The 21,786-nt window shown below is 45.9% G+C and carries 15 protein-coding genes; 10 read left to right on the forward strand and 5 right to left on the reverse strand.

The features are described from left to right. The first annotated feature begins 5 nt into the window (after positions 1-5). The 4 genes from V7R39_RS10005 to V7R39_RS10020 all read left to right on the forward strand — a co-directional run bounded on the left by V7R39_RS10005 (position 6) and on the right by V7R39_RS10020 (position 4,544). Positions 6-1,001 (forward strand): metallophosphoesterase, encoded by a 996-nt coding sequence (locus tag V7R39_RS10005; RefSeq protein WP_334030453.1) that lies wholly within the window; start codon positions 6-8, stop codon positions 999-1,001. Continuing rightward, a complete protein-coding gene (locus tag V7R39_RS10010; protein WP_334030455.1) occupies positions 1,001-2,617 on the forward strand; it encodes a phytase in 1,617 nt (538 codons plus the stop codon). Before V7R39_RS10005 ends, V7R39_RS10010 begins: the two co-directional genes overlap by 1 nt. 91 nt (positions 2,618-2,708) lie before the next feature. Then, positions 2,709-2,855, forward strand: coding sequence for a hypothetical protein (locus tag V7R39_RS10015; protein ID WP_334030456.1), 147 nt, complete (start codon positions 2,709-2,711; stop codon positions 2,853-2,855). A 477-nt stretch (positions 2,856-3,332) separates the two neighbouring features. Further along, complete coding sequence (locus V7R39_RS10020; RefSeq protein WP_334030458.1) at positions 3,333-4,544, forward strand: diguanylate phosphodiesterase; 1,212 nt, start codon at positions 3,333-3,335, stop codon at positions 4,542-4,544. Positions 4,545-4,630: 86 nt separating this feature from the next. Here V7R39_RS10020 and V7R39_RS10025 read toward each other — a convergent pair whose 3' ends face one another. From V7R39_RS10025 to V7R39_RS10045, 5 genes are all read right to left on the reverse strand, one after another. Next, a complete protein-coding gene (locus V7R39_RS10025; RefSeq protein WP_334030460.1) occupies positions 4,631-7,510 on the reverse strand; it encodes a M14 family metallopeptidase in 2,880 nt (959 codons plus the stop codon). A gap of 305 nt (positions 7,511-7,815) precedes the next feature. Then, positions 7,816-8,637, reverse strand: a complete 822-nt coding sequence (locus V7R39_RS10030; RefSeq protein WP_334030461.1) for an alpha/beta fold hydrolase — start codon at positions 8,635-8,637, stop codon at positions 7,816-7,818. 18 nt (positions 8,638-8,655) lie between these two features. Continuing rightward, positions 8,656-9,291 (reverse strand): chalcone isomerase family protein, encoded by a 636-nt coding sequence (locus V7R39_RS10035; protein ID WP_334030462.1) that lies wholly within the window; start codon positions 9,289-9,291, stop codon positions 8,656-8,658. A 224-nt stretch (positions 9,292-9,515) separates the two neighbouring features. Next, positions 9,516-11,594, reverse strand: a complete 2,079-nt coding sequence (locus tag V7R39_RS10040) for a TonB-dependent receptor (RefSeq protein WP_334030464.1) — start codon at positions 11,592-11,594, stop codon at positions 9,516-9,518. Positions 11,595-11,832: 238 nt separating this feature from the next. Continuing rightward, the gene (locus V7R39_RS10045) at positions 11,833-12,543 is read right to left on the reverse strand and encodes a DUF1499 domain-containing protein (RefSeq protein ID WP_334030466.1); all 711 of its coding nucleotides are present in this window, start codon (positions 12,541-12,543) and stop codon (positions 11,833-11,835) included. Between the two features lie 192 nt (positions 12,544-12,735). On the opposite strand from V7R39_RS10045, the gene V7R39_RS10050 reads away from it, so the two are divergent. From V7R39_RS10050 to V7R39_RS10075, 6 genes are all read left to right on the forward strand, one after another. Next, complete coding sequence (locus V7R39_RS10050; protein WP_334030468.1) at positions 12,736-13,533, forward strand: DNA-J related domain-containing protein; 798 nt, start codon at positions 12,736-12,738, stop codon at positions 13,531-13,533. Positions 13,534-13,885: 352 nt separating this feature from the next. Continuing rightward, positions 13,886-15,037: an efflux RND transporter periplasmic adaptor subunit gene (locus V7R39_RS10055; RefSeq protein ID WP_334030469.1), complete on the forward strand. Its 1,152-nt coding sequence runs from the start codon at positions 13,886-13,888 to the stop codon at positions 15,035-15,037. A 21-nt stretch (positions 15,038-15,058) separates the two neighbouring features. Then, positions 15,059-18,160 (forward strand): efflux RND transporter permease subunit, encoded by a 3,102-nt coding sequence (locus V7R39_RS10060; RefSeq protein ID WP_334030470.1) that lies wholly within the window; start codon positions 15,059-15,061, stop codon positions 18,158-18,160. A gap of 98 nt (positions 18,161-18,258) precedes the next feature. After that, positions 18,259-18,759, forward strand: coding sequence for an alpha/beta hydrolase (locus V7R39_RS10065; RefSeq protein ID WP_032094658.1), 501 nt, complete (start codon positions 18,259-18,261; stop codon positions 18,757-18,759). A gap of 213 nt (positions 18,760-18,972) precedes the next feature. Then, positions 18,973-20,814, forward strand: a complete 1,842-nt coding sequence (locus V7R39_RS10070) for a GNAT family N-acetyltransferase (RefSeq protein ID WP_334030471.1) — start codon at positions 18,973-18,975, stop codon at positions 20,812-20,814. Beyond that, the gene (locus V7R39_RS10075) at positions 20,811-21,776 is read left to right on the forward strand and encodes a histone deacetylase family protein (protein WP_334030472.1); all 966 of its coding nucleotides are present in this window, start codon (positions 20,811-20,813) and stop codon (positions 21,774-21,776) included. Before V7R39_RS10070 ends, V7R39_RS10075 begins: the two co-directional genes overlap by 4 nt. Positions 21,777-21,786 lie beyond the last annotated feature (10 nt).

The raw sequence follows: 21,786 nt of genomic DNA on the forward strand, positions 1-21,786 counted from the left end.
CAAACATGAAAAAGAGTTTCTTGTTTATGCTTTCCATCGTTCTTATAGGCCTTGCTAGCTTCTCGCTAGCAAGCCATGAGATCCATGAAATCTATGATAGCGAGTACTATAGCGAAAATACGATTAAAGGCCTTGAGACAGTAGAAGACGGTTTTAGCTTTTTAGTACTAGGTGATTGGGGCCGAAACGGCCACTTTCATCAACGAACGGTCGCGAAATGGATGGATATTGCAGCGGCACAGGCAGATGCTGAATTTGTTGCTACAACGGGAGATAACTTTTACAGCAACGGTATAGCCTCTATTCACGACCCTTACTGGCGCAGTTCATTTGAAGACGTGTATACCGGCCCAAATTTGTTTATCGACTGGTATGCCACATTAGGCAATCACGATTACAGAGGAAATTGGCAAGCGCAAATTGATTACAGCGACATCAGTCGTCGGTGGCAAATGCCGGCGCCTTACTACGCTAAAACAGTTGATGTTTCCGATAATGCGTCTGCGCTTCTATTGTTTGTAGATACTAGCCCTCTGAACCCTGCATATGAGTCAGAGAAAAAATATGCGGCGGCGATGGCGCAAGATGGCGATGCGCAACTCGCTTGGATCCATAAGCAGCTTAGCGAATCAAAGGCAGAATGGAAAATTGTAATAGGTCACCATCCGTTGTATTCCAGCGGCAAGCGCTATGGCAAAACGAGCGGTATTCGCAATGTGATTGAACCAATGCTAGAGCAGTACGGCGTTCAGGCGTATTTTGCGGGTCATGAGCACGATTTGCAGCACAATCGCGCCGCCAATAAAAAGGTTGAGCACTTTGTTTCTGGTGCCGGTTCTGAGCTACGGCCCGTGAAGCAGCGGGAATTCACCTTGTTTGCTGAGTCTCAAGCGGGTTTTGCAATAGTGTCGATGGACAGTACTCAGTGCCTAGTACAATTTGTTAATGATAGTGGAGAAGTGATTTATCGCTATACCATTTATCTTAGTAAGGGAAAGTAATGTTTCATCGCTTTTTTACTTATAGTGTTGTTGGGCCTTGTTTGGCAGTGTGTGCCCTCGTGTGTCAGGCCGCCCCCAAGCCTCTTCTGATCCATATTCCAGATGAAGTGGAAATTTATGCAAGTCATAGCATTGATAAAAATAATCAATTGTTGGTGCATATCGACCCACTTACACAAGCGCTGGTGGTAAGTGCCGTTACTTCATTGAATAGCCGCTTTGAAATTAGAGAGCAATACCGCTCACCACCACCTGATGCCGACATTGAAACACTGTGTGTGTTTGAAGATACACAGGGTATTGGCGCGTTTGTTTTCGACGCACGAGGGATGGCCTCACAACAATACCTCTACCTTCAATCTAACGCACAATGGCGACAGGTAGCCATTCGTGATTTTTCGATGGGTGGCGAACCAGAATACTGCATGGTGGATAACGCTTCTGGTCAAATCTTTATTGCTGAAGAGGGGATAGGAGTGTGGCAAATGTCGGTAGCACCCGAATCTGAGCTGACGCGATATTTATCACCGTTAGCGCTAGATGAAGATACTGTTTCCATTACGCTGATATCGGCGGAAAAAGGTGAGTTAACCGACGAAGTCGGCATGGTTCATTCGTTTAATGTTAAGCCACAGGGCTATCAGCGCGGCGATTTACCTATGTTGATTGCCGATGGACAAACTGACCCGGTACAGCGATTCGGTGACGCTGCTGACGACCCTGCTATTTGGGTAAACAATGAAACACCAGATCGTAGTCTTATTATTGGAACTGACAAAAAAGCGGGGCTTGATGTTTTCGATTTGAACGGTAAACGGTTACAGCACCTTCCCATTGGAAAAGTAAATAACGTTGATGTTCGACAGTCGGTGCAATTTGGTGAAAATAGGATGGACTTAGCGGTAGCGAGCAATCGTAGCGGCAATCTGCTAAGTGTATTTGCCATAAACGGAAAAAACCGCAGGGTCACACATATTGGCGATGTATCGACACCATTAACCGATATTTATGGTCTTTGCCTTTACCAACCAGAACAGGGCCTAGAGGTGCTAGTTAACGATACAGACGGGACCTATTTGCGCTACGCGTTAACCGTGGCCGGTGACACGGTAAGTGCATCGCTAATGGAACAATTTAATGTACCGAGCCAACCTGAGGGTTGTGTAGCTGACGATAAACACCAACAGCTATTCTACGGTGAAGAAGCAAGCGGTATTTGGCTGCGCAGTTTGGCAGGCGTTCAGCAGACAAGCACGCGAATAGCCGGTTTGAGCAATGCAGTGCATGCAGATATTGAAGGAATGGATATCTATTATGTTGATGGCAAACGCTATCTAATTGCCTCTAGTCAAGGCAATAATAGCTATGCGGTTTATAATATCGATAATGATTTTGTCTGGCTGGGAAGCTTTCGTATTACCGCAGATATCGAGAACGGCATAGATGGCGCATCCGAGACCGATGGTCTTGCAATAAGCAGTGTAAATCTTGGTAGCAGTTACCCTCAGGGACTGCTAGTTGTGCAAGATGGCCGAAATGTTATGCCTAGCGATAAGCAAAACTTCAAGCTGGTATCAGGTGCAAAGCTGGCAGCATTTATTCAAAAGCATCGTTAAACAAAAGCCGTAAAAAAGAGCGATTGGCGCCACTAATCAGTGGCGCCAATCAAGCATTTTCCCAAATCGGCGATCAGTGCTCAGCTTTGCCATGACTGCGTTTGTTGCCATGTTTGAACCCATGGACGAATATCTAAAGCTGGCATGGGGCGGGCAATACCGTATCCTTAAGCTTGCTCGCAACCAAGCGCAAGCAGCGCCTCTCCGCGGGCGCGAGTTTCAACATTTTCTGCAATAACGTTTCCCGTGCGCATGTTTACCGGTGGCAGGTAGTGCAACACAAAATGTTTTGTTCGAGAGCGTCTCGAATGTGGGCTACTCTTTCCCCTAATGCCTTATATGCAGTGTCTTTCATGGTATCGAAGATATAATACTGATTCTTACCAGCTTGTTTGGCCAAGTACATAATCATAATATGCGGGATTTATGAGTTGATGTGGTGTAGAAATTTTTAACTAAGTTTCGTTTGATAGCCTAATATTGTCACTTTCTTCGCCTATTTCGTTGATGACAAGCGTTATTGAGAAAAAGACGCTGAGTCGGCTTATTTGGGCAGCTTATGTGGGCACTTTGGGGGGACGTTTTCGATACGTCTTGTCATCTGGGAAAAAGCCATTTTGCAGTCTACACTTAGCTTATGAGTTGTAATTTGTTTGAGTGTCTCAACCAGGTGATAGCAACGAGAAATGAAAGCGTCTCCCATAAGGGGTAGGTTGTGTTAAGACAGCTAGTGTATAGAAGTAGAGCGTCAACGCTAATAAACCACGAAGGGCTCGATGAGATCACCAAGGATTCTTTAGCGTTTAATTTACACAACGATGTAACGGGGGTATTACTGTTTGACGGCGAATACTTTTTCCAGGTTTTAGAGGGGGAAGCCGACATAATACTTGGTCTTTTCGAGCACATTAAGACGGATTCTCGGCATAATAACATCGTTAAAATAACTGATAATGCTATTCACAAGCGCGATTTTGGCAATTGGGCGCTGCGCACTATTCGACTAGATAAAAAAAGTAACTGCTATTGGCTTCCGCCAGATATTTCTTTTCACCGCGACAGCCGCACCTTTGCATTAATTAACGGTTTTGCCACGGGCAAGTGGCGCATGTGTTTGTCTAATCAAGATCTAAATAACCTTAAGGCCTCGGTAAAGCTCGGTGAAATCTCTATTGCTGAATATCACAATTCTGATATCCAATTTGCTTTTCAACCTATTGTAGATACCCGCAGAGGCCTTGTGTCCTCCTACGAGGCGCTATTGCGTAGTAGCGACGGTCGATTCCCTGAAGATGTGTTGAATAGTTTAGAAGGCAATCAAAAATATGCCTTCGACCTTAAAAGCAAGGCGATAGCTATTTCGCAAGGTGCAAAATTATTAAACGCTGACCAAGCGTTATCGGTCAACCTATGTCCAGGCGCTATTACTTATAGCCCAGATATAACGAGCTATTTATTATCATTAGCAGATGAGAATAACTTAAGGCCGCAACAGCTTGTACTAGAGGTAACGGAAACTGAAATTATTAAAGAGGGCTCGCCGTTTTTCGACGCCATTGAAAACCTCCGGTCAACAGGGATAAGAGTTGCTCTTGACGATTTTGGTGCGGGTTACGCAGGCCTATCGCTTTTGGCCGATTTCCTGCCAGATAAAATAAAATTAGACCGAAAAATAACCACCAACATTCATGAGAATGGCCCAAGGCAGGCCATATTTGAGGCTGTGTACGAGTTTGCGAAGTCGATGGGTATTCCGCTTATTGTTGAAGGTGTAGAAACCATGGATGAGTGGTTATGGTTACAACATGCAGGTGCACAGCGTTTTCAGGGTTTTTTATTCGCAAGACCAAAACTAAATGGGGTAGAGGCAATTAACTTTGTCATAGATGGATTAGCAAAGCCCGCTAGGTTGAGGCAAATTGGTTAGGTTGTCAGTAGTAGAATAATTTACAATATTGATAAAAATGACAGGGGCCATGTGGCCCCTCTCTGTTTTTATTGCTGTTACTTTCTTTACAAGCTTACGTGTTTTTGACTACCTAGGCCTGGACCATAAACAATGGCATTAAGTAGCAACCTGTTGGTACCTAGCGCGGCACCGCGGAAGTTAGGTTGGCCAGAAAACAAAATAATTTGCCCTTTGCCACTGCGTTCGCGAGTCAAGTAAGCCGTATTGGCAATGCGCTGCTGTGCTTCTGGCCACAACAAGCCACTCATGCGAACGTTAAGCGCTTTATCTTGTGGCAGAGTGAACCAGCGATCGGCGTTTTTCTTACTCTCACTGTCCCCTTTTTTCTTGCTAGGACTTGGGCTGAATACTCCGGCTCTTACCACGGCTTCGCTATTATCTGCCGACATAAGTAGCGGTTGATTACTGTAGAGTAATGGCAGTACTTCGGGCGTACCCGCTGTCAGCCAATGCTGTTGGTCGGTTCTGCCGGCTACCATAGCGCCACTTGGCATAAAGTGGCTTAACCATTTATCGCGGCGGATTAGCTCTTCCTCTTTAAGCGGCTTAGGTAAATCGTCCCATGGAAAAGCGAAGTCTGCATTTAAGGTGTGAGACATTGCTGCCTTGGTATCTACCTTGTTTAAAGTCGCCATATATTCACGGTTTAAAGAAATATCGTAATCGAGCGCCTTTTCAAAGCTATTCTCAATGGTCTTTACATTAGCAATACCCTCTTTACCCGCTAACGCTGCCGCACTTCTGCCGTGTGCGATAAGCGTTCCGCCGTTATTAACCCATTCATCTAAAAGCGCTTGTTTAGACTTATCAAGTGCTCCGTAACTGGTGGGAAGTACAATGACATTGTAACGACGCAAGTCAGTACGATTTAAAGAGTTAACGTCTATTTGGCTATGGCGAATGCCCAAGTTAGCATCGATGCTGTACCAGGTTGCGCCCACATCATAGCTAGACATATTGCCGTGGCTTAAAATAGCCACCTGCGGCCGAGTAAGAAGATCAAAATGCTTGCCTCCCCACTCAGGTAACTCACCCTCACCAAAGCCGCTTGTTGTGGCGGTAACCGACACCATAAGCTCATCGGCGGTTTGCTTTATTAGGCTTGCAAGGTTTTCTGTATTGGGGTTATCGGTGACCGTTACTGCAATAGAGCCTCGATTGAAAACCGTGTTTTCAAACTCTGATTCGCGGTCTACATAGCGAACGTGTACACCGCGTTCCATCAGCCTTGCTGCAAAGGCGACAGATCTATCGTCTGCACCGTCTACCATCCATGCAATAGCATTATCTAGCAATGTATGCGTGTGTGCGCTTGGCTTATACGGGCTCATATTACTAGTAAGATGCTCGGGCACAGTGACACTTTCTAGACCGTACATCATGGTTAAATTCCACGCAGTGGTGTCATACATTAGCGATGAACCGTCGCGCAAGGTTTTCTGACGTTCTTCTAGCAGTACGGCGTTGTTGACACCTGCGTCAAACTCCATGATGGCAGCAATTAACGGCGCTTCTGCCTGGCGGTTGGGCACAACAATACTGCCTTTGGGAATAACAATATCCTCTTTTACATCGCCTAAATGAGTAGTGGCCTCGTCCACTTCCATATCTTTATCAGTGATATATACCTTGATATCTTGAGCCAACAAACGGCTTACCAGTGCCTCGGTTCTGCCAATGTTGTCATTCGCCATAATTACGTAGGTGCGGTTGGCAAATTTTCCTTTAGAGGCAACGTTGTTCTTACGACCCTGCCAGTAATCTTGGTACATGGCTTTACTGTTTTTATCCAACGTCTTGAGGTTGGCAAGGGTGGATATAAACTGATGATGCACCGATTCGATATAGGTTTGCACCGTACCTTCAGGTCGACGCACGCCGTCTTCAGCCATACGAGATTGCTCGTAAAGAATGTGCATGGTGCCGCGATATTCAGAGTAGTTTGAATACCCTGGGTACCAGTTTTCAAACCATTCGCCGGTGTAGTAGCGCCAGCCTTTCTCATCAAAAGCCGCAGACTGATCACGGGCAAAGGTTTTTGCCCATTTTTGCAAATTAGGGTCAATGTTTTGATTTAATGGTTGGCGCGGTGGACCCATTAAATAGGTGTCTTGGCTTCCCATTTCATGACCATCAATCATGAGCTGGGGCCGCCAGTCATTGATCATTTCAACTCGACCGACGGTTTCAGGCTGCGTCAGATAAAAGAAATCTCGGTTTAAATCGAAAAAGTAGTGATTTGTTCTGCCGTAAGGCCAGTCACCACGGTGCAACAACGACTGGTCGTCAACATTGGGTGCCGTGCCGCGATACTGCTCCAGTGATTTGGCAAATCGAGCGCGGCCGTCAGGGTTCATCATGGGGTCGATAATAACCACCATATCATCAAGCAGAGCTTCCACGTCTTTGTCTTCGCTGGCAATCAGATGATAGATAGCCGTTAACGCTGCATCTGCGCCTGATGTTTCATTGCCGTGAATAGAGTATGCCATCCAGGCAACGGCGGGCAGCGAATCGATGATGTTGCTGGCTTGGCTATCGCTGGTATTTAACGGGTTAGCAAGCTTATCGATATTACTTTTAATAGTATCAAGCTCACTGAGTAACGCTGGTGTTGATATAAACGCGGCAATCAGTGGGCGACCTTCATGGGTGCGTGCATACTCGACTACATGCAATCTATCGCTTTGCTCAGCCCAATGCATGACTGCACTGTGTATTTGCGCTGGGTCGGCAACGCGAGAGCCAATGGGAAAGCCGAGCAAGGTATCGGGATGGGTTATTTGCTGATTATAAGTGCCAGAAAGTAACTCGCCAGAATACGCTAAATCTGGGTCGTTAATTGGTTTCATTAATATTGCTGAGTAAGCGGGCACAACGGCTAGCCCTAGCAATAGCGTGAACCACTTTGTGATGGATTGCATGAGTGTTCCCTTATCGTTTTTGGTCTTATTGTTAATGGCGACTTCTCGCTGAGATGTCTTACTATGAACATTCGAGATAGCTTCTCACCATTTTGATGCTCTTATACTGTAGCGTATAAATTAAACAGTCAATGAGGCTGCGATGAACGCAGGGGTTATCACGATTTACTTTTTCTGTGAATCAAGAGCTTGTTGAGAGTTCAGTGCCAAGAGATGAGGGCAGCGGTGGCAACAAATAGCAAGTAGAAAGACGTAAGCCCTGAAGTTAAGTGACCCCGAGGCTTCGCCTTTAATTATTCTAGATTTTACGCACTTTCTGTAGAGTGAAGAAAGTTACTGTAAGTGTCTAGAATTGATGGTTTTTCCCAATGCAAGAAGTGGCCAGTATCCGGTACGAGTTTATACACGCAATTGGGAATTTTAGTCACTGCCGCACGAATACCTTCGTGGTCTAAAATGGTGTCATGCTCGCCGCAAATAACGAGGGTTTTTGCTTCAATTTCACGTAAGTTAATTAGCTTGCTAATGTCTCGACTGGTTTTGACGAACTCGCAGTGCTCGTAGAAATTAAGCAATTCTTTCTCATCCATATTTGAAAATTGGCTGATCATTTGTTGCTTCTGCGATTCGGGAATATATTGACCAAAACACTCAATCATCAAAGGTGCAATGTTTTCAACATCACCGGTTCTAAATGCCGATTGTCCGCGGTGAATAAGCTCTAAAATAGTGTCGTTGGTAGAGACACCAAAGCTTCCCAATATCATTTTTTCAATTTTAGTTGGATATTTTGCTGCAATGTATGCCGCTAATATAGTGCCCCATGACGCTGCGGCAAGTACCACTTTGTCAGTTTTCGCGGTGTCTTTAATCACATCAAGCAGTACTTGTTGCTGCTCTTCAAAAGTCACTTGTGGAGCGCCTGAAAGTATCTCTGCGCGACCGGTACCGGGCAAATCAAATACAACGACAGAGAAAGAGGGTACAAAGCGTTTAACAAAACTTCGCCATACTGCCATAGTTTGTTTTGCACCGCTAATGCATACAATAGTGTCTGGTTTGTCTCCATAAATACGGTAGGGAACAAGGAATCTATTACAACGTATACTGCCTTTTACAACCTTCACTCAATCGCCTCATTATACTTATTGCAGTTGATTTGCTATCAATGCTTTATTATCTACTATTGGCTTTTGACCAAACCATATTGACCACAGGGCTCTGATAAGCTCGCTGTTATCTGTTTCAACAATTTTTCGCTCATTGAAATATACTATAAGTTTACCCACATTCACACGCGATAATACTAACCGCGAATTTTCAGCAATATCGTTATCAAAACCATCTGATAATCGCATTATTTCTGACTTGATGTTGCTCAAGTCGACGTCGGGGTTATTGCGCTCTATGCCGTCCATTAATGCTTCCTCAACTTGTTCGCGAGAAACGTCTCGCAGAAATTCTATTTCTACCCGCTGTGAAAGCTGCCCAGAGGAGATAAGTTTAATGAGTTCATCAGGGTTATCGGAAGTTTCTTGAGGCCAAGCCATAAAGTGGCTAATTTTATACACACTGAAGAAAAAGCGTTTTCTCACCGTTGCACCACTAAACGCTAATGGCTTAGTCGGCTCTGCATACTGAGTCGACGAGACGGTATCACCATGAACCACAGCACTTTCTTTAACATTTACGTTGGCATTTACAGCTATCGTAGCCGACGAGGCAGTGCTCAAAGCAGCCCAAATTAAGGCTAAAACGCCGTTATGACATATCCATTTCATAGCTCGCCTATTCTAATAATTAACTTCTGAAACCAGAGCGAGAGTACGTGGTTCAGTTTCGTTTAAAAAGCATATTAACAAATAATTAATGTGAGTGAGAGAAAGGGATGGTGTTTTCTGTTTTAAGAGGACGTTAGATAAAGAAGAATAATAAAAAGAAAGAGGAAGCGCACAAATACGCTTCCAGCTTCAGCTTTTAGGTTCAAGCGCCTAGCAATGAGTTTCTAATACCGCAAAGAGAACGTAAGGCGCACGTTGCGAGGCTCTACAGGGTGATAATGCAAATCTTCAATGCCTTCTTCAGGTTCGCCAGGCAGGCGTGATGCATAGAAATAGTCAATATCGTGATCGTCGCTATCCAAGGCGTTTAACACTTCAAGGATGACGTCCCAAGTTGGCTGGCGGTAGGCGAGTTGGGCATTAAGTAAGAACGTTGCTGGAGGCGAAACCTCATCAAAGCTTTCTACGGTTCGCGAGCTTAAGTAGCGAGCGCGAAGTGTATAGCTCATGCCCAATTGGTCGCTATTTTGATAGTAGGTTGCACCTGCGCTAACAACGCCTGGAACGGTGCCATCAATATGTCGTCCTTCACCCTCAACCCTATCGCTAAAGCGGGCATTGGTGTAGGCCGCTTCAATATCGGTGGTAAGGTGGTGGCTTATCCAGTAGTACGCACTTAGCTCAATACCGTGGCGCTCGGATGGACGGCTTGCCTCGGTAAAGCCTGCATCGCCTACATACAGCAATTCGCTATCTAATTCTAATCGCCATAATGCGGCGGATATGTTGAAGGTTCTTCCGTCTGTATAGTTAATACCTGTCTCATAACCTAACGATTTGACCAATAATGGTGATGCCGGTGTTGGCTCTGAACTTACAGGGTCGAGGGTAATAGTTGCACCACGGGCGTCATTAGAATGAAAGCCTTGGCCAATGTTAGCAAACGCAGTGATGTCGTCAGTAATGGCGTATTTTAGCGCTGCTTTTAGCGTAAATAGGCCATCACTTTCTTCACCGCTATTTGCCGCAAGGTCGCTTGTAACATCCACATCTAAGTAATCGTAACGGCCACCGAGAGATAGGCTAAGGGCGTCTGTAAGCAGTATGTTTGACTGTGCGAACAAAGAGTAACTACTACTTTTGATGGCGTCCTCTCTGATCGTGCCTACACGTTGCAAGTTCTGTGTGCGATAAAGGCCTACATTCTCAATATCGTCGAAGCGCCATTGAGCACCCATGGTAATGGTACTGCCATCGGTTACCGCCAGCGGTACCGTGGTAAATATTTCGCCACCATAAATTTGCCGATCGTCTGCTTGCTCGAACTGGTCTCCCGTTTCTGGGTTATCTAAGAAATAGGTAAAGTTGGAAAAAAGCGTTAAATCGGTATCAATGGCATAAAACGAGGCATTAATGCTATCGCTGGTGTAGTTTGCCGATAGTGAATAGCGTGAAGATTCTCCACCAACGTCTGTGTCAATAGAGCCAAGGCGGTCGATTAGGCCGCTTTCAATAGCGCGGGCAGGTACTTGGTCGGCACCGTTCCAGCTATTGTCGTATGCCATTCCCGTTACCGTTAACTCACCGTCGAACAAGGGCGTAATATAGCGAATATTGGCATTCTTTTTTCGCACATCTTCGTTGATGTCAGTCCATGGTCCGTCGTATGTCTGGTACTCAAACGCGGCAATGGCCTTACCTTCGCCAATGTCAGCGTGGTTGAGTGTTGCAAGTCGCTGATAGCCGTATTCACCAAGGGTGAAAAATAGACGGTTGTCGTCAAGAGAATCTTTTAAATTGAAAAATGCACCACCGGCACTTGAGAAGTCGCCAATATTGGCATAGTAGGTGCCTTTAAAGTAACTCAAGTTATCCACCATTTCGGGGATCACAAAGTTAAGGTCGCTGTAGCCTTGCCCATGACCATGGCTACGCATATTGATAGGCATGCCGTCAACGCTAACGGTAAAGTCGGTGCCGTGGTCTAAGTTAAAACCGCGTAAAAAATACTGATTCGCTTTGCCCGAGCCGCTGTGCTGAGTCACCATCATGCCAGGTATGAATTCAAGCATTTCACCTGTACGCAACATGGGGCGCTCAAGTAACGTATCGCCTGAAACCCAGCCTTGGGATGCAGACACAAATTCGCCACTTTTTTGAGACATATCACCGTTTACGCGTATGTGCTCAATATCGCCTTCTGCGGGATCATCAAGTGCAAGGGCGAGTGCAAAAGAGGGAGACGCGTATAGTATCGATGCAACGCTTAGAGATAGCGCTGAAATTGCATAACCTGAAGCCATGATTATCCTTAAAGCAAAAACAAGTTCAGTAGTAAAACGTTTGGTGCGATGTTTTAGATGCAAATAAGATGTGTTTGTTTTATTGAGCTTAACGATCTTTATGCGTAACTATGAACTGAAAAAGCCCGCCTAGCTGAGCAAGGCGGGCTTTAATAACAGTTCTACCATAGCGGTCAATTTATGCTTAGAGGTGAATATTTCAATTGCTTACGCTACCGTAACCTGCATTAGTATCCATTTACCCAAGCTGCTTTCTAAGCTCTGCCATGAAGGCATTAATGCGTTCTGCATTTTTACCTAAATCGCTCTGGCCTACTCGAGACTTACTACGAACATCAACCAGCGTGTTGTCGCCCTTTTCTGTCAGCCTTATGACCACATCGTCTTTAAAGCCAAACCATGTAGTAGTATCTGTGGCTTCTAATGTGTTAGGCAGAGCGCCAGCGGTAACGTTGTCCCAACCAAGGGTGGCAATGGCTTTTTCTGCAGCAACGTATACTTCACTTACAGGCTGAGGAAGTAGCTGCGTTTTAATTTCTGGATACGCTTCTAGCTGCTGCTTAGTGATATCGCCGCCTTCATAATTAACATCGTTTGGCGCGCCTTCGCGAAGCGGTGCAATAGCAACAAACTCAGGAGGGTTTGTAACATCAGTGGTAATGTCGTGAATAGGAGGAACAGTGCTTGCCTTGCTCATCATGCTAACTGGCATTGCAACCGCAATTAACGCTAATACAGCACATACGATAGTGCTACCCCAGCTAATTTTTTTACGATTAATGATCACCTGAAGCACGATAAGGATAAGAGCGGCACCGCCAACGTAAACTCCGTAACGTAAAGACGTAAATGCTGTACCTAAACCCACACCTGCGTACTGATACAAAGGGCCGGGCAATACAACCATCAAAAAACCAAGGATACTGGTTAACGCGACTAATATTTTCAAGGGAACTCCATTATTTTTGTTTTATATTTTGAACTACTTTAACAGGCATTTTGGTGTTTTGGATTATTTTATAAAAGATAAATGTGCAATGGTTATCACCACGCTTGTAAAGTGGCGGCTCATCGATTGCTCGTGATACTGTGTGCCTATTAAGATGAGGTTTTTAACAAGGCCACTCACAAAGAGAGTATTGTGAAGAGTAGCATTTTAAAGAGTAGTAGTTTGAACGCCAATACCGTAAGCAGAGCGCAAGGTGACTCGCCATTACACGCAGTCCTTGCTGACATGTTAGTCGATATTCTATCAACCATGGTGAGCATGTTTGAGGAGGGCGTCAGTGAGTACACCCTTATTTCGATGTTAAAAAAGCCGCCTTATGCGGTTTTTGATGAAGAGGCCCTGCGTGACCCGCTTATGCTGTTTAAAACCCACTTCATTTTATTTAACGCGCTCTATCAGCTGCGTTCGATATGGCTTAAGAACGGGATAGGCAAGCTTGATATTCATACGCTTAACATTTGCCTAGATTCAGGTGAGGGTGTAGATGCAGGTTCCGCTGCGCTCAAACAAGAGCTTGCACCGGAGCCTACCCTTGCATCTGAAGATAAATCGGCAACGACAGAATATGCGCACAAGGTAGGCCCTCACGACGCATTGGCTTCTTACTACTTAGATTGGAACAATTTCGAACAAACTGACGAAGAGAGTGTTGAGGCTTTACTAGCAAGTTTTTGGTCAACAATGGGAAAGGCCCAATTCGCTTCTTTCAACGATGGCGATATTGAAGCAGCCCATCGCATACTGGGGCTTATTTGGACCTGCTCTGCATTACCACTTGAAGAACATGACGCCTATTCTTTGAAAGAGATTAAAAAACACTACAGAAAAAAGCTACAGCAGCTGCATCCCGATAAAGGAGGAAGTCGCGAACAAGCTCAGCAGGTTATTTCGGCATACCAATTATTAGTACGCTTCTATTCGTTTAAATAGGATGTGGGTGCGTCAAAGCTAACTAGATCTGAGGACAACGTGAAAGTCGTTAGTTATTTATCGACGACATTTGTAATCTCGACTACTCAGCCTTTTAATCTTTAGTATAAGAGCGCAGAATAGCACTTATAAGAACATAGGTTCGTTTGTATACGAATTCCAAACTATGTCACATCAATACCGGTATTCAACAGCCACTTTCGCCTCGCCAAAAGTGAGTATCTCGGCACAGTAAAATAGACAAGCTTTGTAAACATTCATTGCGTTATTGCCGATGACATATCGCAGATGACGTATTTCAGATGGCGTTCGGCCGTCTGCATTTCATTAGTTATTGGGAAATAGAAGATTTATGAGTCGCATTTTTTACCTTAATGCAGCGTTACTAACATCAATTGCGCTTTTAGGCGTTGCAGCATGTTCAAACGAATCAGCACAATCGCCAGACTCGCAGCAGTCAACGCCTGCGCCTTCTGTTTCTGTATTAACCCTCAAAAGGCAGCCAGTGCAGCATGAAATGGTGTTGCCGGGCAGAGTGAGTCCATCTCGTCAATCACAGGTTCGTCCGCAGGTAGATGGTGTCATTACAGACCGCCTTTTCGAAGAGGGTGCGCAGGTAAAAAAAGGCCAGCAGCTTTATCAAATTGATCAGGCTAGGTATCTAGCGCAGCTAAACAGTGCAAAAGCAGATTTGAAAAGTGCGCAGGCTAACTTAAAAACCTTAGAGGCAAAGGCACGTCGCTTTGATGACTTGGTCGAGAAAAACGCCGTTAGCAAACAAGAATACGACGATGTTATTGCGCAAAAAGAACAGGCAGAAGCCGCTATTAGCGTTGCTGACGCTGCGGTGGATGTTGCTAAAGTCAATATGGATTACACCAAGGTGTACGCGCCTATAAGCGGGCAAATCAGCCGTTCTTTTGTAACCGAAGGTACTCTTGTTACCACTAACCAAGCCCAGCAACTTGCCATCATCACACAGCTTGACCCTGTATTTATCGATATGCAGGAGTCGGGCGCTTCTATTCTTACTTTACGCCAATCTATGCGAAACCAAGGCGCACTAGATGTAGAGCTAACGGTGGATGAAGTGAGTGGAGAAAAGTACTCATATACCGGTAGCGTCAAGTTTTCTGAAGTCACCGTTGATGAAAGCACGGGCTCAGTGACGTTGCGCGCCGAAATGCCTAATCCCGACAGCATTTTGTTACCAGGTTTATTTGTTAAAGGTCATGTGATCACGGGGCGCGAAAATGCGTTGCTTGTGCCACAGCGAGCTACAACTCGCCAAACCGACGGTTCGCTTTCAGTTTACGTGGTAAATAGCCGCGGTGAAGTAGAGGGCCGAACCCTAAGTGTTGGAAAAATTTATCGCGACCAATATGTGGTGAACGATGGGGTTAGCGAAGGCGAGCAAATCATCGTTACCGGATATCAAAAAGTAAAACCAGGTGCAAAAGTGAATGCATCTGAATGGCAACCTTCATCACGCGGCTCACGATAAGCAAGCAAGGAATTTTTAGTTATGGCTCGCTTTTTTATAGACAGGCCCGTGTTTGCATGGGTATTAGCAATTATTACGATGATGGCAGGTGTACTTGCCATCTATACGCTTCCTATTGAGCAATATCCTAAAGTAGCTCCCCCTACGGTAACCATAAGTGCTGCGTACCCTGGTGCATCTGCCGAGACGGTAGAAAACTCGGTTACCCAAGTAATTGAACAGAGCCTCTCTGGCATTGATAACATGCGCTACTTTTCCGCCAGTAGCTCAAACAGCAGTGTCTCTATTAGCCTGACCTTTGAGCCTGGTACCGACCCTGATATTGCGCAGGTTCAAACCCAAAACAAAGTGCAGGGAGCGCTACCTTTATTGCCTGGCGAAGTGCAGCAGCAGGGTGTTACAGTATCTAAATCAAACAGCTCTTTTGCCTTAGCCGTTGGCTTTTATTCTGAAGATGACTCGATGGACCAGTTCGATTTGAGTGACCTTCTCGTTTCTCAGTTTCAAGACCCCATATCGCGGGTTAACGGTGTGGGCAGCGTACGTGTGTTTGGTGCTCAGCGCTCTATGCGTATTTGGTTAGATCCCAACAAACTTTACAGTTACAACCTTACCCCTGTCGATGTGCAAGCGGCGGTTCAGGTGCAAAACACCGATGTATCTGCAGGTCAGTTAGGCGGCTTGCCAGCTATTAATAATCAACAAATTAACGCAACTATTCAGGCGCAAAGCCGCTTACAAACTGAAAAAGATTTTGAAAACATTGTATTGCGTGTAAATACCGATGGCTCTCAAGTGCGTGTGCGCGACGTTGCCCGCGTTGAATTGGGCGCGCAAAGTTACGATGTCATTGTACGCTATGACAGAAGGCCCGCATCGGGTATGGCGATTAGCCTTACCTCTGGCGCCAATGCTCTCGATACTATTGAAGCGGTAAAAGCTCGGGTAGAAGAGCTGCGCGCTAATTTACCAGACAGTGTAAAAGTGGTGTATCCGGTAGACAGTTCACCTTTCATCGAACTGTCGATTCAGTCGGTGGTGGAAACGCTAATAGAAGCCGTGGTGCTGGTGTTTTTAGTCATGCTGCTTTTCCTGCAAAACTGGCGAGCAACGCTTATTCCTACCATTGCCGTTCCGGTGGTTCTGCTAGGGACCTTTGCGGTTCTGTCGCTGTTTGGTTTTAGTATCAATGTTCTCACCATGTTTGCCATGGTTTTGGCCATTGGTCTTCTGGTTGATGATGCCATTGTCGTGGTAGAAAACGTTGAACGAATTATGGAAGAAGAAGGGCTGCCGCCTGCCGAAGCCACCAAGAAGTCGATGACACAAATTACCGGCGCGCTGGTGGGCATTGCCGCCGTGCTTTCTACCGTGTTTATTCCCATGGCCTTTTTCAGTGGCTCGGCGGGGGCTATTTATCGTCAGTTCTCGGTAACCATTGTGTCTGCAATGGCGTTCTCTGTGTTGGTTGCAATCGTTCTGTCGCCGTCTCTTTGCGCCACATTATTGAAAAAGCACCCAGAAGATCAGGATAAAAACAAAGGCTTCTTTGGCTGGTTTAATCGTAACTTTAACAAGGGGCGCGACTCTTACCAGCGCACCACGATGCACATGGCGAAACGGGTTAAACGCTATTTTGTGGTCTACGGATTGTTAGTGGGGGGCATGGCACTTATTTTCAGTCAGCTACCAGGGGCTTTTCTACCCGATGAAGACCAGGGGCGAATGATGGTGCTAGTGAGCACTCCCCCAGGTGCTACTGCTGGCAGGACACTGGAATCGATTAAGCAAGCAGAAGACTATTTCCTTAACGAAGAGCAAGAAGCCGTCAACGGGCTGTTTTCAGTGGTTGGTTTTAGTTTTGCAGGTCAGGCGCAAAACGCAGGCATGGCATTTATTAACTTAAATGACTGGAGCGAGCGCGATGATGACAGCTCGGCGTTTGCGGTGCTAGGAAGAGCTTTTGGGGCCTTTAGTCAAATTGAGGATGCTTCTGCGTTTCCCATTGTACCGCCGCCTATTATGGAATTAGGTAATGCCACAGGTTTTGACATGCAGCTAGTCGACAGAGCGGGCAACGGTCATGAAGCCTTAATGAATGCGCGTAATCAGCTGTTGGGAATGGCGGCGCAAAATCCGAAGCTGGCAGGTGTACGCCCTAATGGGCTTAGCGACGTGCCTCAGTTCAAAATAAAAATTGATAGCGAGAAAGCTTCTGCTCTTGGACTGAACTTAAGCGATATTAACCGTACGCTTCAAATTGCATGGGGCTCGAGCTACGTGAATGACTTTATTGATAAAGGCCGTATAAAGCGGGTGTACATGCAGGGTGACGTGCCACATCGCATGACGCCAGATGACTTAGAAAAGTGGTATGTGCGCAACAGCGACGGTGAGATGGTGGCGTTTAGTACCTTCGCCACCACACAGTGGGTATACGGCTCACCCAAGCTGGAACGCTTTAACGGCATATCATCGGTAAATATTCAGGGTAGTCCAGCCGAGGGAGTATCGTCAGGGGAAGCGATTAGCGAAATGGAAAAGCTTGTTGCACAACTTCCGCCAGGCTACGGCATTGAATGGGCCGGCTTATCCTTTGAAGAGCAGCAAGCGGGCTCGCAAGCGCCAATGCTGTACGCTATTTCAATACTGGTGGTCTTTTTGTGTCTCGCTGCATTGTACGAAAGTTGGTCGGTGCCTTTTGCGGTAATGTTGGTTGTGCCGTTAGGTATTTTAGGCTCGGTGATGGCGGCGTTTATCTTTAATCTAGCGAACGATGTCTATTTGCAGGTGGCATTTTTAACCACCGTAGGTTTGGCTGCGAAGAACGCTATTTTGATTGTGGAATTTGCGAAGGAGGAATATGAAAATGGTGTAGACGTAATGACCGCTGTTTCAAATGCAGCGTCTCAGCGCTTTCGCCCTATTCTCATGACCTCAATGGCCTTTATTTTAGGCGTTACTCCACTGGCCTTAGCAAGCGGGGCAGGTGCGGCGAGTCAAAATGCAATTGGTATCGCTGTAATGGGCGGCATGTTTGCAGCTACCTTCTTAGCTATCTTCTTTGTGCCCATGTTTTATGTAATGGTTGAAAAACTGTTTCATAAAGAAGACAAGCAGTAAGGATTTACGATACAGTAAATTTTTATCTTTTATACTTTTAATGAAATTGTAGTTTCAGTTAAAAAATACAATAAGTACATGCAATAAGGACATGAGCAATGACAACCGTTGTTTTTTCGCACGGCAAAGAAAGCGGCCCTTGGGGCAGTAAAATTACAACGCTTTCGAACGTAGCAACTGATATGGGCTTTGGCGTAGAGAGTATTGATTATCAAGATCTCGAGTGCCCAGAAGCGCGTTTATCGCGCCTTAAAGAAACCATTGCTGAAAAGTGCAACGATGTCATTTTAGTGGGCTCTAGTATGGGTGGCTATGTGTCGCTGGCGGCAGCGAGTCAAATTTCTGCTCGCGGTGTGTTTTTAATGGCGCCTGCTTTGTACATGCCTGACTACGAAATTCAGCGCTATCCCTATGATGGTTATGTGAGCTTAGTGCACGGTTGGAATGATGACATTATTCCAATTGAAAATAGCCTTAAGTATGCCCGTCATCAAAAAGCGCAATTGCTGCTATTAAACGACGGCCATCGCTTGGCTAACAGTAAGTCGGTGATTTCGCCCTTTTTTAGAAACTGGCTAGAAAAGTTCCGATATCAATAAGCCCTAGAGCTAGCCGAAGAGACAATAGGCAAATAAGGCCTATGCAAAAATCATCATGTAATACGCCCACGCTAGTGGGCGTTTTTGTCAATAGAGTAACGTGTACTCTAAGACTAATCGCTTAGGCAGAAATTCGTTGATTGAGGCGGGAAAGTCTCTGAATTTATGGCATTATTGATGTATTCGCTTCGTTAGCTCATAGAGGCAAAAAGTATGGCATTACGCTTACCCCCTGCGCCAGATTGGCCTGCGTTGATAAAATCAGGTTGTCGTGTTTTTGTCGGCGGAAACGCATCAGTACCCCATGCACTTGTGCAGCACCTCATTGATAATAGTGAGGGGTTCAGCGATATTGAATTAGTGCATATGTTAGCGTTAGGCGATACTCGATGGGTAAAACAAGAATACAAAAACCTATTTAAGGCAAACACTTTTTTTATTGGCGGAAGTGCTATGCGCAAAGCGGTTGATGAGGGACGCGCCGACTACACACCGGTGTTTCTGTCGGAAATATCCAGCTTATTTAACGACGGGACACTAGCATTGGACGCGGCAATGGTAAATGTGAGTCCACCGGATGAATTTGGCTACTGCTCGTTAGGCGCATCGGTTGATATTGCCATGTCTGCTATACGCCACAGCAAAAAAGTGATTGCGCAAATAAACCCGCAAGTGCCGCGAACAGCGGGTCATTCCTATATTCATATTAGCGAAATACACGCCTGTCTTGAAGCTGATGAACCGCTTGTGGAAGTGTCAACACCACCCATAGATAGCGTAGCAGAGCGAATTGGGCAGTATGTAGCTATGCTGGTGAATGACGGCGCGACACTGCAATTTGGTATTGGAAAAATACCGAGCGCTACGCTTAAGTACCTTTGTACTCATAAAGATTTGGGTATTCACAGCGAAATGCTCACCGACAGTATTATAGAGTTGCTGGCCTCAGGTGCCGTCACCAATAAGAAGAAGACATTCCACCCCGGTAAGGTAGTAACCAGTTTTGCCATTGGCACGCGCAAGCTGTACGAGCTGATTGATAACAACCCACACATAGAATTTTACCCCAGTAGTTATGTTAATAAGCCCACCAATATTGCGAAAAATGACAATATGGTGGCCATTAACAGTGCACTTGAGGTGGACCTTACTGGGCAAGTTGTTGCTGACTCTTTAGGTTATGACTTTTACAGTGGCATAGGGGGGCAGGTGGACTTTGTCACTGGAGCTTCTATTAGCAAAGGGGGCAAGGCTATTATTGCGCTGCCTTCTACTGCCCAAAATGAAACCATTTCCCGAATTACACCGCAAATTAGCGAGGGCGCTGGCGTTGTCACGTCGCGGGGTAACGTGCAATACGTGGTCACTGAATACGGTATCGCCTCTCTAAAAGGAAAAAGTATTCGAGAGCGAGCGCTAGAGCTTATTCGGGTTGCGCACCCTAAGTTTCGTTCGGCGCTACTAGAGGAGGTTAGGCAGCATTATTGGGTACCGCACTATCAGGAAAAGTACCCTACTGACATTCCTGAATTAGGCGCTATTCAGCTTAAAAAGCTAGATATACGGGGCGAACGGTTCTACATGCGACCGCTCAACCCTGCCGACGAACGACGGCTGCAGGAATTTTTCTACTCTCATACTAAAGAAACTTTGCGACTGCGCTATAACTACGACCCAAAGCAAATGTCCCGCGAGAAGTCCTGCAATTTAGTCAGTGTCGATCAAAGCTCTGATGCTGGGCTTTGTATTGTGCGTCAAGAGGGCTCTCGTATCACTATTCACGCAGTTGGGCGATTCTATTTTAACCTGTTAGACAATACCTGTGAGGCTGCCTTTGTTACCCGTGAGACACAGCAAGGAAAAGGCATGGCAAAACTACTGTTAAAAGAGCTTATCAATATTGCGAAAAAGCGTGAGATTAGGAAGATGATGGCGTACGTTCGCGGGGATAACATGCCCATGATTGCTATATTTGAGCAAGCAAAGTTTAAACGTAAATTTACTGGTGACGCAAGTGATGTTGAATTGGTTCTTGATCTGGCGTCGCTGACATGACAATAAAAATTTTCCGGGGTAAGCACGGCACTAGACACGACCTAGGCAATGAGCATCCAGAATCGCCAGACCGCCTATTTGCGATAGACGATCAGTTGTTATCTTCTGGGCTAGAGATGATTTGCGAGCATGGTGATGCTACGCCAATCCCTGAGGCATATCTATCATTGGCTCACGACCCTTACTACATTAAAAGTGTTTTCGACCGTGCTGCTCAAGTGTCTTTTAGTGATAATGAAAAGACTATGTACGCAGGTAAAGCAACCCCTACAGCTTGGCTCGATGAAGATACTGGTTTAATGAAGCACAGCTTAACGGCAGCGTTGGAGTCGGCTGGTGCTGGCTGCAATGCCGTAGACTACGTTATGGCGGGCACAGAACGGCAGGCCTTTTGCGCCACTAGGCCCCCAGGGCATCACGCTACCTACGATAGCGCGATGGGCTTTTGTGTATTCAATAACATAGTATTGGCAGCGCGTTATGCATTGCAAAACTATAATCTACAGCGGGTCGCGATTGTGGATTTTGATGTTCACCATGGCAACGGCACAGAGCAGATAGTTGCGGGCGACCAGCGCATTATGCTGTGTTCAAGCTTCCAACATCCCTTTTACCCCCATAGCGGAGCGCCGGTTTCTGCGAGTAATATTTTAGCGGTGCCCCTTGAAGCGGGTATAACTGGCGACGTATTTAGAAAAAAAGTGCAGCACTGGTTTAATGCGCTTTCTAATTTTCAGCCTCAGCTAATTCTCATTTCGGCAGGTTTTGATGCTCACGCTGAAGATCCTATGGCTCATTTGCGTTTGGTGGAAGACGATTATTTTTGGATAAGCCAAGCACTAAGGCGTGTGGCTGATAACTGCTGCGAAGGACGTATCGTAAGTATGCTTGAAGGCGGCTATGACCTAAGCGCACTAGGGCGAAGCGTAGTGGCGCATCTCAAAGGCTTGAGTCAGCCCTAGCATAGTAGTG

It is taken from the genome of Alteromonas sp. P256 (genome assembly GCF_036864455.1).
Taxonomy (GTDB): Bacteria; Pseudomonadota; Gammaproteobacteria; order Enterobacterales; family Alteromonadaceae; genus Alteromonas.

Excerpts from the sequence above, each read along its gene's own strand:
- V7R39_RS10005 (WP_334030453.1), top strand. The coding sequence starts at position 6 with ATGAAAAAGAGTTTCTTGTTTATGCTTTCCATCGTTCTTATAGGCCTT.
- V7R39_RS10010 (WP_334030455.1), top strand. The coding sequence starts at position 1,001 with ATGTTTCATCGCTTTTTTACTTATAGTGTTGTTGGGCCTTGTTTGGCA.
- V7R39_RS10015 (WP_334030456.1), top strand. The coding sequence starts at position 2,709 with ATGACTGCGTTTGTTGCCATGTTTGAACCCATGGACGAATATCTAAAG.
- V7R39_RS10025 (WP_334030460.1), bottom strand. The coding sequence starts at position 7,510 with ATGCAATCCATCACAAAGTGGTTCACGCTATTGCTAGGGCTAGCCGTT.
- V7R39_RS10035 (WP_334030462.1), bottom strand. The coding sequence starts at position 9,291 with ATGAAATGGATATGTCATAACGGCGTTTTAGCCTTAATTTGGGCTGCT.
- V7R39_RS10040 (WP_334030464.1), bottom strand. The coding sequence starts at position 11,594 with ATGGCTTCAGGTTATGCAATTTCAGCGCTATCTCTAAGCGTTGCATCG.
- V7R39_RS10055 (WP_334030469.1), top strand. The coding sequence starts at position 13,886 with ATGAGTCGCATTTTTTACCTTAATGCAGCGTTACTAACATCAATTGCG.
- V7R39_RS10060 (WP_334030470.1), top strand. The coding sequence starts at position 15,059 with ATGGCTCGCTTTTTTATAGACAGGCCCGTGTTTGCATGGGTATTAGCA.
- V7R39_RS10065 (WP_032094658.1), top strand. The coding sequence starts at position 18,259 with ATGACAACCGTTGTTTTTTCGCACGGCAAAGAAAGCGGCCCTTGGGGC.
- V7R39_RS10070 (WP_334030471.1), top strand. The coding sequence starts at position 18,973 with ATGGCATTACGCTTACCCCCTGCGCCAGATTGGCCTGCGTTGATAAAA.
- V7R39_RS10075 (WP_334030472.1), top strand. The coding sequence starts at position 20,811 with ATGACAATAAAAATTTTCCGGGGTAAGCACGGCACTAGACACGACCTA.